Annotated in this window: 10 protein-coding genes and 1 riboswitch; of the genes, 2 read left to right on the top strand and 8 right to left on the bottom strand. The window is 49.6% G+C overall.

What is annotated here, in order from left to right:
* Positions 1-42: 42 nt before the first annotated feature.
* Positions 43-141: riboswitch (TPP riboswitch) on the bottom strand.
* 159 nt (positions 142-300) lie between these two features.
* Complete coding sequence (locus tag RQP52_RS17205; RefSeq protein WP_315953019.1) at positions 301-1284, top strand: bile acid:sodium symporter family protein; 984 nt, start codon at positions 301-303, stop codon at positions 1282-1284.
* A gap of 167 nt (positions 1285-1451) precedes the next feature.
* Positions 1452-2117, top strand: a complete 666-nt coding sequence (locus RQP52_RS17200) for a hypothetical protein (protein WP_315953018.1) — start codon at positions 1452-1454, stop codon at positions 2115-2117.
* A gap of 493 nt (positions 2118-2610) precedes the next feature.
* Here the strand turns inward: RQP52_RS17200 and RQP52_RS17195 are convergent, their stop codons facing one another.
* From RQP52_RS17195 to RQP52_RS17160, 8 genes are all read right to left on the bottom strand, one after another.
* Positions 2611-3132, bottom strand: a complete 522-nt coding sequence (locus RQP52_RS17195) for a YbjN domain-containing protein (protein ID WP_315953017.1) — start codon at positions 3130-3132, stop codon at positions 2611-2613.
* A 237-nt stretch (positions 3133-3369) separates the two neighbouring features.
* Positions 3370-4341 (bottom strand): eCIS core domain-containing protein, encoded by a 972-nt coding sequence (locus RQP52_RS17190; protein WP_315953016.1) that lies wholly within the window; start codon positions 4339-4341, stop codon positions 3370-3372.
* Positions 4342-4469: 128 nt separating this feature from the next.
* On the bottom strand, positions 4470-5867 hold the full coding sequence (locus RQP52_RS17185) for a PP2C family protein-serine/threonine phosphatase (RefSeq protein WP_315953015.1): 1398 nt from the start codon (positions 5865-5867) through the stop codon (positions 4470-4472).
* 51 nt (positions 5868-5918) lie between these two features.
* The gene (locus tag RQP52_RS17180; protein WP_127457854.1) at positions 5919-6254 is read right to left on the bottom strand and encodes an STAS domain-containing protein; all 336 of its coding nucleotides are present in this window, start codon (positions 6252-6254) and stop codon (positions 5919-5921) included.
* Entirely contained in the window at positions 6251-6712 is a 462-nt protein-coding gene (locus RQP52_RS17175; protein WP_315953014.1) for an ATP-binding protein, read from the bottom strand. The genes RQP52_RS17180 and RQP52_RS17175 overlap by 4 nt, the downstream gene beginning before the upstream one ends.
* 13 nt (positions 6713-6725) lie before the next feature.
* Positions 6726-9788: a cyclic nucleotide-binding domain-containing protein gene (locus tag RQP52_RS17170; protein ID WP_315953013.1), complete on the bottom strand. Its 3063-nt coding sequence runs from the start codon at positions 9786-9788 to the stop codon at positions 6726-6728.
* Between the two features lie 18 nt (positions 9789-9806).
* The gene (locus tag RQP52_RS17165; protein ID WP_315953012.1) at positions 9807-10343 is read right to left on the bottom strand and encodes a GNAT family N-acetyltransferase; all 537 of its coding nucleotides are present in this window, start codon (positions 10341-10343) and stop codon (positions 9807-9809) included.
* Positions 10321-13089, bottom strand: a complete 2769-nt coding sequence (locus RQP52_RS17160; protein WP_315953011.1) for an adenylate/guanylate cyclase domain-containing protein — start codon at positions 13087-13089, stop codon at positions 10321-10323. Before RQP52_RS17160 ends, RQP52_RS17165 begins: the two co-directional genes overlap by 23 nt.
* Positions 13090-13092 lie beyond the last annotated feature (3 nt).

Here is a 13092-nt window from a genome sequence, read left to right as displayed (position 1 = left end):
TTGTAGGTTGCCCGCATAATAAACATGCAAAAATGAGGCGCCAAAGTCCGGTTTCCACTTTCCTCCGCTGGTATGACCCAGTTCAGGTTCAAAGGGTTCAGATTGCTCTGTCTCAGCCTTGCGGCGCCCCTAGGGATACATTCGTATTCATTTGTTCATTATCATAACACGGTATCCAGTCGATGGAAATAAAAATTTCCAACCCATCTTATCCTAGTCACCCGAAGCTAATGCTCTTATAATAGGGAGAACGCAACCCTCGGCCTTTATTATCCATTGTCAGGAAGGATGAACACCCAGATGCTATCTCAATTGAATCGCCAACTGGAAAAAATTTTGCCGCTCATCACCCCTGTCAGCGTGCTTATCGGCGTTCTGCTCGGCAGTCATTTATCCGGCTTTACCTTCTTATCGCCTTGGCTGTTTGCCTTTATGACGTTCTCGGGCAGCATCAGCTCCAGCTTCAAGGAATTTATTAAAGTTATCGTCCAGCCCTTCCCTCTTATCGCTACGCTGCTGATTCTACATGTCGGTATGCCGCTGCTCGCGCTTGGACTCGGTCACGCAGTTTACAGCTCTGAGCCGTTAACCATCACTGGACTCATTCTGGCCGCAGCCATTCCAACAGGAATTACAAGCTTCGTGTGGGTCGCCATTTATCGTGGGAACATCGTGCTGACCCTATCCATTATTCTCATGGATACCGTTCTTTCACCGTTTGTTGTTCCTTATACACTCTCTGCACTGGTCGGTACGAAAGTCCAGATGGACACTTTTGCCATGATGCAAGGTCTATTCTTCATGATCGTCGTCCCGTCCTTACTGGGCATGCTGCTTAATCAATGGACGAAAGGCAAAATCAAAGAGCAATGGAGCGGCCGTCTAGGTCCTTTTTCGAAAATATGCATGGGCATCGTTGTCGCGATTAACAGCTCCGTTATTGCGCCATACTTGCGTGATTTTAATGCCAAACTGCTTGGTTTGGCCGGTTTTGTACTAGCCCTCGCTTCTCTCGGCTACATCCTGGGATGGATCGTCGCCAAGCTGATGAAGTGGGAGCAGGACGTCGTTGTGGCGCTTACGTTTAACAGCGGGATGCGGAATATTAGCGCCGGCGCCGTGCTTGCTGTAGCGTACTTTCCGCCTCCGGTGGCCATTCCAGTTGTGCTCGGGATGCTGTTCCAGCAATCGCTGGCGTCATTATTTGGTTTTCTATTGAATAGAAAATACGCTCTGAAAAGCGATAGACCTAATCTAACTGTGAATCGAGCCAAACAAGTTTAATGGAGGAGCTGCCTGTGCAGCTTCTTTTTTGCATGCTCTTTTACACGCTCAGCCATTTTTAAGCTAACATTTATCTCCTATTCAGCTTCCCTTCTCTTTTTTTTCATAATTACGCCGTACAATGAAACTGAAATGGAAGATCAATGATAGGAGTGGTACATAGACATATGAAAATTAAAATGAAACAAATAGCCGGCTTATGCATTCTTATTCCCGCTTTGCTCAGCGGTTGCGGTAACCAAGCTTCCCCTCAGCAAGCAGCGGCAAGCACAGCACAGCCTCAAGCGAGTGCGCAAGCTTCGCCAGATGCGAAGCAGCAGGGGCAGAATCGTCCCGTTATGAGTCAGGCGCAGAGACAATTGTTCAGCACCTTCCAAACGCTTCTCATGATGGACAAAGCGGAAGGACTTGCCATCACGAAGGAGCAGGCCCAAGTCATGCTGCCCGTTGCGCAGGACATTGAAACCAAAGCTGAGCTCAGCGACGAGAACAAAACGAAGCTGCTCGAGAAGCTGACGGACGCGCAGAAGAAATTCATCGATGACGCAGCGAGCAAGATGGCCAATCGCGGGAATGGCGGCGGGAACCAAGGTGATGGCACGCGTGGCAACTTCAATGGGCAAAAAGGCTCGAAACCGGATGCCTCAGGCGCACCTTCCTCTTCGTCTTCACCGAATGCAGCAGCCGGTTCAAACGGCACGGACGCTGGGAAACAGCCTCGCGAGAACGGCGGCAAAACAGGCGGCAATCGTCCTGCCGGAGGCAATGGCGGGCAAATGATGAAGGATCCGGGCAAACAGCTTGTGGAGCTTTTGCAGGAGAGAGTGAAATAAAGCAGGGATCTCATCTTTAGAGGAACTTCAGGCTGCGGAATTTGGTGTATAGCGCGGACAGTCTGTTCGTGTACGCGAATAATGAGCTGGACTTTGCCTAGTGCTGCCAACAGTCAATTGTAACGGACCCCACGCTATTTCCAATAAAATAGCCTGATTTTTGAGCTAACGGACCCCAGAAGCGTTATTGCACCTCAAAGCAGCGAAAAACACTGCCACAGAGGTAAATAACGGCTGCTGTGTCCGTTAGATTTTGAAAAGGGCTCTATTTCATCGAATAGCGGCACCTGAGTCCGTTAGCGCGTAAGCAGGCTGCTTGCTCAGTCAGGCCATAGCCATCGTGGCAGCAACATTGGAAACCGCAAAGAAAATGACGTTATTTGGGCTTGTATAGCCCGTTAATTTATCGAAAGTAAGGTTAACCCGAACGAAAAAAGGGCTTCCCGTCGGTAGATTTCTCTACATCCGGGACAGCCCTTTTCAGCGTTGATGTTTAACCTCTGAGTGCCTGAACAACCTGCTCGGCATCCGCTTCACCGCCGGCCACCAGCTCCACGTGATCGGCAAACATATCACACATATAAACGAACAAGCTTAAAATCTCCAGCACTTCCTCACTGTCAAAAGAACGCGCAGCCGAGATGCTGTACACATAGCGGTAATGCAGCTCATTATGCTCATTAATGCCAAAATGGCCAATCGGCAACCGCGTGTTAATCTCGAGCAGCACGGCGGCAACCTCATCGCGCTTCCCTTCTTCAAGGTGAAAAGGAAGCGTACTGTATATTTGCAGCAGCTGGATCGCAGCGATCTCTTCGTCGTTCAAAGGTAAATAGCTAAAATGCAGAAAACGTTCCCGCCCTTTTTTATCCTCTTGAAAACCAGCCATCAGCACGTGAAGCGGAATCGCGTCTGATTTCTCCAACAAATTGGTGGCAAGGCCTGTCTCATCCAAAATCTCTTTTAAAAGCCCTAACTGCGCGAAATGACGCGCGTGTACATGATCTGGCAGCATATGTGTCCGCCCTCCTACTTTCTTATGCCCAATGCTTTAACTAGGCTGCTTAATCCATTCAAATGCATTCAAATTCATTCATCTGCTTACCCTATAATCTGCTCATTCTTAACTTTCTCAAGTGCAAATATACTTCTTCCCATAGCTTCTGTGCAAACATGAAGGGGATACACTCGCTCCCACACGCGAAAAAGCAACAGGCTACATCGTTATCCCTGTTGCTTATACGAGACCCTTTTATTTGCCGCCTCGCTGTTGAATAACATGCGTTAGCTCATGTCCGAGCAGCTCCTGGCCTTGGCGCGAATCCGGGTTATAGCGTCCTTCACGGAAAAAGATATCATTCCCTGTCGCAAAAGCTTCCGCCCCTAACGAAGCATTAATCTTCGATGAGGCTGGATTATTATGGATGTTAACATTGCTGAAATCCGCATTAAAGGCCGATTCCATCTTAGCCTGAATTTGTGCGTCCATCTTACTGCCGCTGCCTTGCATGGATTTAATCTGCGATTCAATGGAAGCATCCGCCTCAAACGCTTCACCGTCGGACGATTTCATCTGCAGCTCTTCCTCTTCCGACTCTCCGCCTTCGCTCCGCTGAATCGTCTCCGAGGATGGCTTCATCTGCAGTTCTTCCTCTTCCATCTCTCCGCCTTCGCTCCGCTGAATCGTCTCTGAGGATGGCTTCATCTGCAGCTCTTCCTCCTCCATCTCTCCGCCTTCGCTCCGCTGGATCGTCTCCGAGGACGGCTTCATCTGCAGTTCTTCCTCTTCCGACTCTCCGCCTTCGCTCCGCTGGATCGTCTCCGAGGACGGCTTCATCTGCAGTTCTTCCTCTTCCGACTCTCCGCCTTCGCTCCGCTGGATCGTCTCCGAGGACGGCTTCATCTGCAGCTCTTCCTCTTCCGACTCCCCGCCTTCGCTCCGCTGTACATCAGCTGACGCTCCACTATTTTCCGAGGCTGCGATTTTGTCCGCCACTTCTTTGCCTACTTGATCCGCCTCTTGTTCATAGGCGTCTCCAGCCGGACCAACCGTCAATTTCGTCTGTATGGACAGCATGCTGCCTACCGCTTTATTGCCGATAGCCCGTTGTATATTCATGAGATCTGCTCCCGTAGACTGCCCGTGCGTATTGTTTTTCGTGCGAGAATGATTGTGCAGGGAAGTATCTGGCTGCCTGTTGATACGCGATAGATGCATTGGCATATGAACCCTCCTAGAATGGTAGTACTGAGTAAAATGCCATCAACTGACGGCTTGCGCCCCATCATTATCCGTATCTGAGCGCATGATGTCATCTAGTTTCACTATATCACACCTGCGGATTTTTGAGGTTACATTTTGTTTGGTTTACGATCTATGATGAGTACGGCAATATCATCCGACTGGATAGCACCATTTGCGAAGCGGTCGACATCCCGGGTCATCTGTTCCAGTAGCTGCGCCGGCTGGCTCGACAACTCCTTTTGTAAAAGTGCATGAAGTCGCGAGAAGCCGTATTGCTCCTGCTGCCGGTCCTCGGCTTCCGTAATGCCATCCGTATACATAATCAGTCGGTCACCCTGATCAAGCGTCACTTCGTTATCCGCATAAAGCATGTCATCCATGACGCCAAGCGGAAGGCCTTTTTTCCCTTTCAGCTGATCTACAAAGCCGTTCTCACGGACGATGTACGGTGGACAATGGCCTCCATCACTGTACTGCAGCCTCCCTGATCTTACGTCAAGCACACCGCAGAAAATCGTCGCAAACATCGTCGAATCGTCCTTATACAACTCTTGATTTACGGCTGTAAGCAGCTCTCCAGGCGACATGTCCGGGCTCATTTTACCCTTGAGCAAGGTCATCGTAACTGCCATGAACAACGCTGCAGGAATCCCTTTATCCGATACGTCCCCCAAAACGAAAAACAGCTTGTCGTCGCCGAGTCGAAAATAATCGTAGAAATCGCCGCCGACCTCACGCGCCGGACGAATAAATGCCCTAGCTTCTGCCGTAATTTCATTGGCATCCGCGAGTCCTGATTCTGAACCTCTCGTCATGTACAAGCCTTGGCGTGGCAAGAAGCCCATCTGAATGTTAGTTGCGATACGCAGTTCGCTTTCCATTCGTTCTTTGGCGGCCGTCGTCTTCTCCAAAACGTCGTAGAGCATGGCATTCTCCAAAGACGCCGCGATCGGAGAAGCAATGGACTCCAGGAGCTGCAAATCACGGTCGGTAAAATGCACATCCTCTCGCTTGTTCAACACCTGCAGCACACCGATAATTTTACCTTTGCTCACAAGCGGCACGCAAAGCATGTTACGTGTCGGATAATCGACGCGTTTGGCGACCTTCGAGGACCAGCGTTCGTCCTGTGCCGCATCATCGATTTTGACCGATTGGCCGGTCTGGGCCACCCAGCCGGCGATGCCTTCGCCGATTTTGAGGCGAATTTCGCGGACTTCATCGCCTTTTTCACCAAGCGCAAGGTCGAAAAACAATTCTCCTTTTTCCTCATCGACCAAAATGACGGAAGAAGCTTCTGCATTCATGATGCGAGAGGAGGTCTCCATGATTTTGATCAGCAAATCCTGTTTGTGAATTGTCGAGTTCACTTCCAAGCTGACATCGAACAGCTGCATCGTCCGCTGAAGCTCCAGATCAGCCGTCTTGCGTCTTCGTTCGCTAAGCTGCCACACGATGCCGATCACCAAACAAACAAGAAGAAGAGCACCTACGACGATATTCATTCCATACGCCTCCCCAGCTTTTGGGCACGATCTTGGTACTTGTTTGTTCGGCTACGATATGGCATGGATGGCATCATCTTCCTTGTCATAAATCGAAAAAATGGAACTAAACCCTGACATATCGAAAACCTCTTTGACATTCTCATTCATGCGCACAAGTGCCAACTTACCTTGTATAACCTTGATCATTTTAGCTGCGGACAATAAGCTTCTAAGTCCTGCAGAGCTCACATAGTCAAGTCCTTGCAGATCAAAAACAAACTTGCCTTTCCCTTGTTCGACCAGCTTAGAGAAAGCCGCTTCCAAACTCGCTGACGTATTGGCATCCAGTCTGCCATTTAAGCTCAGCAAGACGATGTCCCCCTGTATGCTCTCAGTTACATTCATGATATTCCCTCCTTCTGAATTCGACGTTTTGTCATCATCAGTCTATTTTCTTCGTTCAGACGCTCATAGCGGATATCATCCATCACTTGTTTCACAAAGTGAATGCCCAGACCGCCGATCCCACGCTCGTCCATACTAAGATCAACCCGAGGGCTTGCCTTGAGTAACGGATTAAAAGGCACTCCGCGATCCGTCAGGCAAAGCTCCCAGCCATCTGCAGCAGCCCCAATGTCGAGACGGATCGTGTGCATACCGCGTTCCTCCGGAGGGTGCCCATAGAGAATGATATTGGTTACCAGCTCGTCGCAAACCAGATTCAATTGGAATAACGTCTGATCATCCATGCCCATTGCCGGTGACAGCCCTTTTAAGAATACGCCTAGACGCTCAAGCTCCTTCAGATCATTGCTTAACACGATGGTCTCTACCGACACGTTCGTCCCGCCCTCTCTGCTCATCCACCTAGCCGATTTAAGCCATTTTCAAAAGCATGTTTTCCAGCAAACGAACACGGGCACTTGATGCATGCAGCAGCCCGATGCCGATCTCCGGATACAATCTCACCAGTCGGGAAAGACTTTCACCTTGCAACGCAAGCACTCGCACTTCATCGAAAATAGCTTGAGCTGTAACTGAGGAAGGCGATCCGTCCAGAGCCGTCGTTTCCCCGAATGGTTGTTTAGGTCCCAGAACACCAATCGTTACGGTTTCGCCTACACCAGTCTCATTACTCAGCTCAACATTGCCCTCAATGATTAAATACATCGCTGAATTGCTTTGCCCCCGGCGCAGTAAATAGGTCAGGTCTTCGTGGACTTCTTCCGTCGCAATACCAGCGATTAACCCCAGTTCATCCACGGACAAATCAGCGAATAAAGAGACCTGCTTCAGAAAAATAACTTTATCCAGCATGGTCAAAAACTTGCGCTCTTCTCTCATCCCATCACGCTCCAGTGAACTTAATGCGTAAACCGCGATATCCTTCAGCCAATCATCCGACCATCGTACAGCTTCTTGCAGTAACCTGAGCGGCTCGGTCATCGCTATATCGCTGCTGGCCGTTCCTTGCTTCAATAACTCCAGCAGGGCGAAAGCCAATTTACGGTCCCCCAGTCCCTCGGCCAGCACCTCAAGCGCATTCTCCCGGACCTCTTCGTTCTCGTCCTTGGTTGCTTCGCGCAGCGTCGCCACAACACGTTCGTCAGCGAACTTGGCCATAACGGCCCAAGCCCCGCCGACCAGCGCATTGTGCAGCTCAGCGCACCGTTGATTCGCAAGCTCTGCTAATCCCTTCATACCAAGCTGGAGCAGGGCTTCCGACAAAGCTCGTTCCTGCGTCGAGGCAAGCATGCGATTTACGCAAGGGTCAACGAGCTGCGTTCTCAGCTTATTTTCATCGAGCAGCTCTGCAAGAGCCGTAACGGCTGCGTTCCAGATGAAAGGATTCGCATGGTTCAGGCTGCCCGACAGGGTCGGCAATGCTTTATCGCCCATATCTACCAAGGCTTGGAGAATGGCTTTGCGCAGCTCCTGATCCGCCAAGGGCACCATATTCAGAAGGACCGGAATCGCCTCGATATGGCTAAGCTTACCGAGGCACGCTGCAGCGGCAACTTTAACCGCGGGCCGATGATCATCGAGCAGCGATAACACCCAAGCGGAATAGGTATCCAGCTTCAGATCCGCTACGGTATGGCAGCCATAGACAGCCCATTCGCCGCCGTTATCGAGCATTTTGATAATCGCCTCGTCACAGGCTTGATAGCTTTCTTCGCTTTCGAGCGAGTAAAGCGCCTTAACCCCTTCATGTACAACCCTCGGATGGTTATCCAGCAGCTTAACGCGAATGAAAAAGTGCGACTGACTTTTAAGATGCGTTGCTTTGGAAATCAGTTTTACACTTTCCGCGCGCACCTCCGGGTCTTCGTCCTCAAGGAAGGACGCAACCTGTACGAGATCTTGAATCGTAGCGCTTTGGAGATTCATCGCGCGCAGCACGGCTATGCGGATACGTGAGCTTTCTTCCCCGATCATCCCGATCAAATGCGGTAGAAACGCGGAATCCTTCGCCTTGCCGATTACTTCAAGCGCCAGTTCCCGCACATAATCGTTCGGATGCTTCAAGTAGCCCAGCATGGCAGAAAGCGCCTTAGAACTGCGGATGCCCCCAATAAAGGACTCCGCAATATCAGACAAATCAGCGTGCAGCGATTGCACACTTTTTACCAGCTCGCGGATGTATAAGTGCCTGCCGTACCAAGCGACAATGACGAGAACGACCGCCAAACCTACGCCTAGCCAAGCTAGCAGCGACAGTTGGATCAAGCCGAAGGAATGCAGCAGCGACAGCAAGGAGCCGATCAATATCCCGCCTGAGGCAGCGACACCCTGAGCAAAATAACGGTAGCCGTCCCTTTTGGAGATGGGCATCATTTTGAAAAAAAGCTGATAACAAGGTTCTGCAATGTAATACAGCAAAATATAGAAGACGGCATAAGAACCCGAAACCAGCACCAATCCAAGGGACTGATTCATAAATAAGGCCGTAAGTCCGAATCCTCCGAAGAACACCACGGTGATGGCGAGCAGCATGTTGCTAGCGCCCAGCCAGTTCATTAAACGGGTAGACACCGTCTGCAGCAAAAGACAGAACGTGAATTGAATGGCCGTAATCAAGCCGTAAAAAGAGGTTAAATCGCCTTCAAGTGGAAACTTGGCTTCCGCCGCGGTAAAGTACTGATACTCGATCATGAAATACACGGCCGGCATCAGCGTCATTAGCGCAACTGCGCACAACAAGAACGGGCTGCGCAGCATCTGCTTGGCATAGTAGCCGGCAGGCAGCTGTTGTTCTTCTTCCTCTGCCTGAACCGTTCCGCTCTGGCTTTTCAGCCGCAGATCTTCTTTTAACGTTAAAGGCACCAAGTAGCGCGCGAGCGCCTTACGAAAAAAGATGAAGCCGAACACCATCAACACCGGAGCAAGCGCATAGACCGCTTCCGTTCCGAGCAGCTTGCCGATTTGATGAGCGAGCAAACCGGCGGTAATTCCACCTGTCGTCGTCGACGCGATGAACACCGGCATCAATCTTTTTGCCTGCTGAGTGGGGCATAAATCAAAAGCTGTGCTCCACAAGAGCAGCGTCAGCTGCCTGACAACAAAGTTGGAGGAGATGAACATAATGGGATAATAAAAGCGGAAGTCAATGCCACCCAGCTTGAAACCCAGCAGCACCGCACCGTTCAACACCAATAAACCGATCATCAACAGATAGAGCGTCGTCATCAATTTGGCCTTCGGCAACCGATTGGCCAGCTTTGCCAGCAACCAACCCTCTAGAGGCATAATGGCCGCCTCGGCAATATAGATATAGGGCAAATACTGCACGCCGAATCTTTGGTTAAAAAGGGCCATAAATGCCGTATAGTTCAATGACTCCGCAATTCCGCTAAAATAAAAGATCGGCAGCATCATCCACAGCTTTCGGATATCTTCCGTCCGCAGTCCCATCCATCTGGTTAAGCTTCCTTGCATATCATCAGGTCCAATCTATCATTTGTCTTCAATAAGCGGTTTATAGAAAGCTAATCGCGCTTCGCCTTCGTAATAGTAATTCGGATAAGTGCCGATGAGTTCGAAACCGTTCGCCCGGAACATTTTTTGAATAGGCTGATATTCGGGTAAATCGCATGTATACGTAAGAATGTAGCGCCCTCCCGCTTCTCTCGAGAACGTTTCTAGCGCTTGAAACAAAACTTTCGCAAAGCCATGCCGGCGATAATCGCGATGCACGGCTAAGTAATCCCATAAATAACCACCGGATTGATGCTCATTTTCCTTGCAGCTGGTCACCGCAATAATCTCTCCGGCTTCATTCTCAATAAACCAATGCCAGTGATTGCGCTGAGTCAAGCTAAGCAGGGGAGCATTGCGAAAATGCTCTAGCTCCCCCGGCGTATGCCTTTGATCATCAAATGAGGAGGAAGATAAATAAAATTCCGTAATCCGTTGAGCGTCTCTCTCTGTAGTCAACTCGTGCACTTGCATATCAAGTTCGCCTCTTTCATCATGAAACAGATAATGTGCCATTCCACTCTGCTGTCGTACCGTGTTGGAAATATTCATCACAAATATAGAAGTATAGCTGTGCCGCCTTATCCTGACGATTCTGTTTAATGACCATCAAGAAAGCTTCTCTTGCATCATAGAAACGTCCTACCTGGTAATACGTGACTGCCTGCTCGAATAGTGTCTTGGTCTTCTCTTTCAGCACCCGAATCGTATCGGGATCGCCCTGATAAACGTCGAACAGTCGAAGCGGCTCCTTCACTCCTTCTACCTGAATCAATCCCAGGTTCCGGTATTGAAAGGCTGCCGGTTGCTGCAGCGACTGCACCACATGATCGGTAATGAGAATGGAGGCGCCAAGCGGTTCCGTCATTTTCTCCAGCATACTTGCCACATTCACACCGTCAGAGATCACATTGCCCTCTAGGCGCTGCTGTTCACCGATAATTCCGAGACGGAGCGGTCCTTTATGCAGACCGATACCGAAATCTAGCGGTGAATAGCCGACTTTGGCTCGATGCGAATTGTAAAGATCCAATTCCTTGCGCATCTCAACGCACGCCTGCAGCGCTTCATCCGCTTGATTCGGGAAAAGCGCCATGAAGCCTGCCCCCAGATACTTGTTCATAAGACCTTGATGCTTGCGGACATAAGGGCCGAATCGGCTAAGGAATGAATTGACGAAGTTGAAGTTCTCTTCCGGCGTGAGCTTCTTGGAAAGCAAATAGAAGCTTCGGATGTTAAAAATCAAAATCGACATATTTTTCTCTACTTGATCGCCTAGTTCAACCTCCAGAATGCTTTCCTTGTTCAGGAATCGCAAAAACTGCTGTGGAACGAAGCGGTAGTAGGACTGGCTAAAGTTCTCTACTTTGGTAATATAGTCCCGAATACGGGCTGCCATCGTATTGACGCTGTCGCCCAAATCTGACACCTCGTCGCGCGTGTTGATCTTAACGACCGTGTCCCAATTGCCTTTGGCAATCTCGCCAACGCTGTTGCGCAGCTTCCGGATTGAAGACAGTAATACATAAGTCATTACAAAGAGCACAAGCAGCAAACCTACGGAGATAAGCGCAATATTGCGGATAATCGATTGAAGTACCGCTTGGCGATGCTTCAGGATGCCATCCAGGTTTTTACTCGTTTCGAAAACACCGACAATTTTACCCGCTGAGTTAAAAATAGGGGCAATCGCATAACGCCACTCGCCGGAGAAATCCTGCCATTGTCCCGTAGCCGGCTTACCTTCAAGCACAACCTGCTGATTCTCAGGGGTTTGTTGGAACGGATTGAACATATGCATGCCATCATCGTCTTCTAAAATCCGATAAATAACCCCGTTTTCGTATTTATATACAGCTTTGTAAAAGCCTTGATTATCATCGCTGGCGTTATTCTCAAAAACCGACTGAATCTTTCGGCGGAAAGATTGATAAATTGCACCGTTGTAATCCAGCGGTGACGACAGACTTTCCAGCTTATCGCCATCGACGAGATTTTGACCGTTTTTGGCCAGTAAAATAAGCTCGCTAAACGTTTCCTCTTCCATTTTCTTCGAGAAACTCTCATAAATGACGGTCGACAGCAGAATCATCGAAGCCGCAATGACCGGCACTAGAATGAGGATCTGTTTCATCATCAAAGGAAGACGGCGCTGCAGCAAATTGAAGAAGATAAGTTTGATCGCATACAGCACAAGGATCAGAGCCGCTACGGCAACTGACCAATGTACAAACAATTGGGTTCTTACCGGCTGGCTGTATAGAGCCTCTACCATGGACGGCGTAATTGTCCCATCCGGCAGGCGGCGATTAATTTGCGTCGATTCTACAATAATAAGGCTGCCATCCTGCGCGATGGAACTCGATGTGGCATCAAAAGCAAGATCTATGCTGTTTGCTTTCGCCTTATCTTCAGTTACAAGTCCTTCAATCGTGTAAGGCTGTGCAGGATCAAGCCGTGAAATCATTTTGTTGTTAAAATCGATGAAGATCAGACGGCCTTGATTATCAAGATGCAGGCTTTCAGGGAAATTGCGTCTTGTGCGATCAAGCCCGGGAAGCGGATAAACAAGCTCGGAATGCCCGTCGCCAAAAGCGCGATAGATCTCTCCGCTGCGCGTTGAATAGTAGATTTCGCCAGGCTTAAAGCCATCTGCCTCAGCGACAAACTTATTTTGCGGGAGCTTTATCGTATAGACCGACTTGGGCGCAGACGTCTCCTCTTTGCCAACTGGAGCTTGGTAGAGAGTTAACTGCTGTACTTCGTCATTGAAAAAGTAGACCATTCCATCGTGAACCTGAACATTCCGCAAAGATCCCAGTCTGTACCTTTGGGGTTGCGCGTCATTGTATTCCTGTGAGAACAAGCTGCGGTCGAACTGTCCATCCGGCGTATAACGAACGATCTGCTCGGACTTAACTGCAATCCCATACGGATCAAGCAACGTCCGAATCGTGTAGAGATACCCCAAATCATCGACAGCCATATCGTTAAAACGGTACACTTCTCCGTTTTTTCCCGTCTCACTCGTAATGGAGTACTGAAGAACACCATCCCCGTCCAGCTTGTGAATCGTCTTCTTCGCGTTGTCAATGACAAACAAATTGTTATGCCCATCCGAGATCGCCTTCGATAAACCGTCGAAAGGCATGCTCTTGTGAAAAGGCCATAGTGTGAAGCTTTCCCTGTTTATTCCAAGGTAGGTTCCAGCAGCACCCAGAAGCAGCAGTACGAGCAGCAATGCCGCAATCGATTTCTTCATCGC

Origin of the sequence: Paenibacillus violae (assembly GCF_032461945.1) — a bacterium.
GTDB lineage: Bacteria > Bacillota > Bacilli > Paenibacillales > NBRC-103111 > Paenibacillus_E > Paenibacillus_E violae.
Note: the sequence above shows the minus strand (reverse complement) of the source record. Positions and strands in the feature narration are given on the sequence as shown.

What these genes read in the sequence shown, in the direction of transcription:
- RQP52_RS17180 (WP_127457854.1), bottom strand. Translation starts at nt 6,254, where the DNA reads ATGAATGTAACTGAGAGCATACAGGGGGACATCGTCTTGCTGAGCTTA.
- RQP52_RS17175 (WP_315953014.1), bottom strand. Translation starts at nt 6,712, where the DNA reads ATGAGCAGAGAGGGCGGGACGAACGTGTCGGTAGAGACCATCGTGTTA.
- RQP52_RS17200 (WP_315953018.1), top strand. Translation starts at nt 1,452, where the DNA reads ATGAAAATTAAAATGAAACAAATAGCCGGCTTATGCATTCTTATTCCC.
- RQP52_RS17185 (WP_315953015.1), bottom strand. Translation starts at nt 5,867, where the DNA reads ATGAATATCGTCGTAGGTGCTCTTCTTCTTGTTTGTTTGGTGATCGGC.
- RQP52_RS17205 (WP_315953019.1), top strand. Translation starts at nt 301, where the DNA reads ATGCTATCTCAATTGAATCGCCAACTGGAAAAAATTTTGCCGCTCATC.
- RQP52_RS17165 (WP_315953012.1), bottom strand. Translation starts at nt 10,343, where the DNA reads ATGGCACATTATCTGTTTCATGATGAAAGAGGCGAACTTGATATGCAA.
- RQP52_RS17160 (WP_315953011.1), bottom strand. Translation starts at nt 13,089, where the DNA reads ATGAAGAAATCGATTGCGGCATTGCTGCTCGTACTGCTGCTTCTGGGT.
- RQP52_RS17190 (WP_315953016.1), bottom strand. Translation starts at nt 4,341, where the DNA reads ATGCCAATGCATCTATCGCGTATCAACAGGCAGCCAGATACTTCCCTG.
- RQP52_RS17170 (WP_315953013.1), bottom strand. Translation starts at nt 9,788, where the DNA reads ATGCAAGGAAGCTTAACCAGATGGATGGGACTGCGGACGGAAGATATC.
- RQP52_RS17195 (WP_315953017.1), bottom strand. Translation starts at nt 3,132, where the DNA reads ATGCTGCCAGATCATGTACACGCGCGTCATTTCGCGCAGTTAGGGCTT.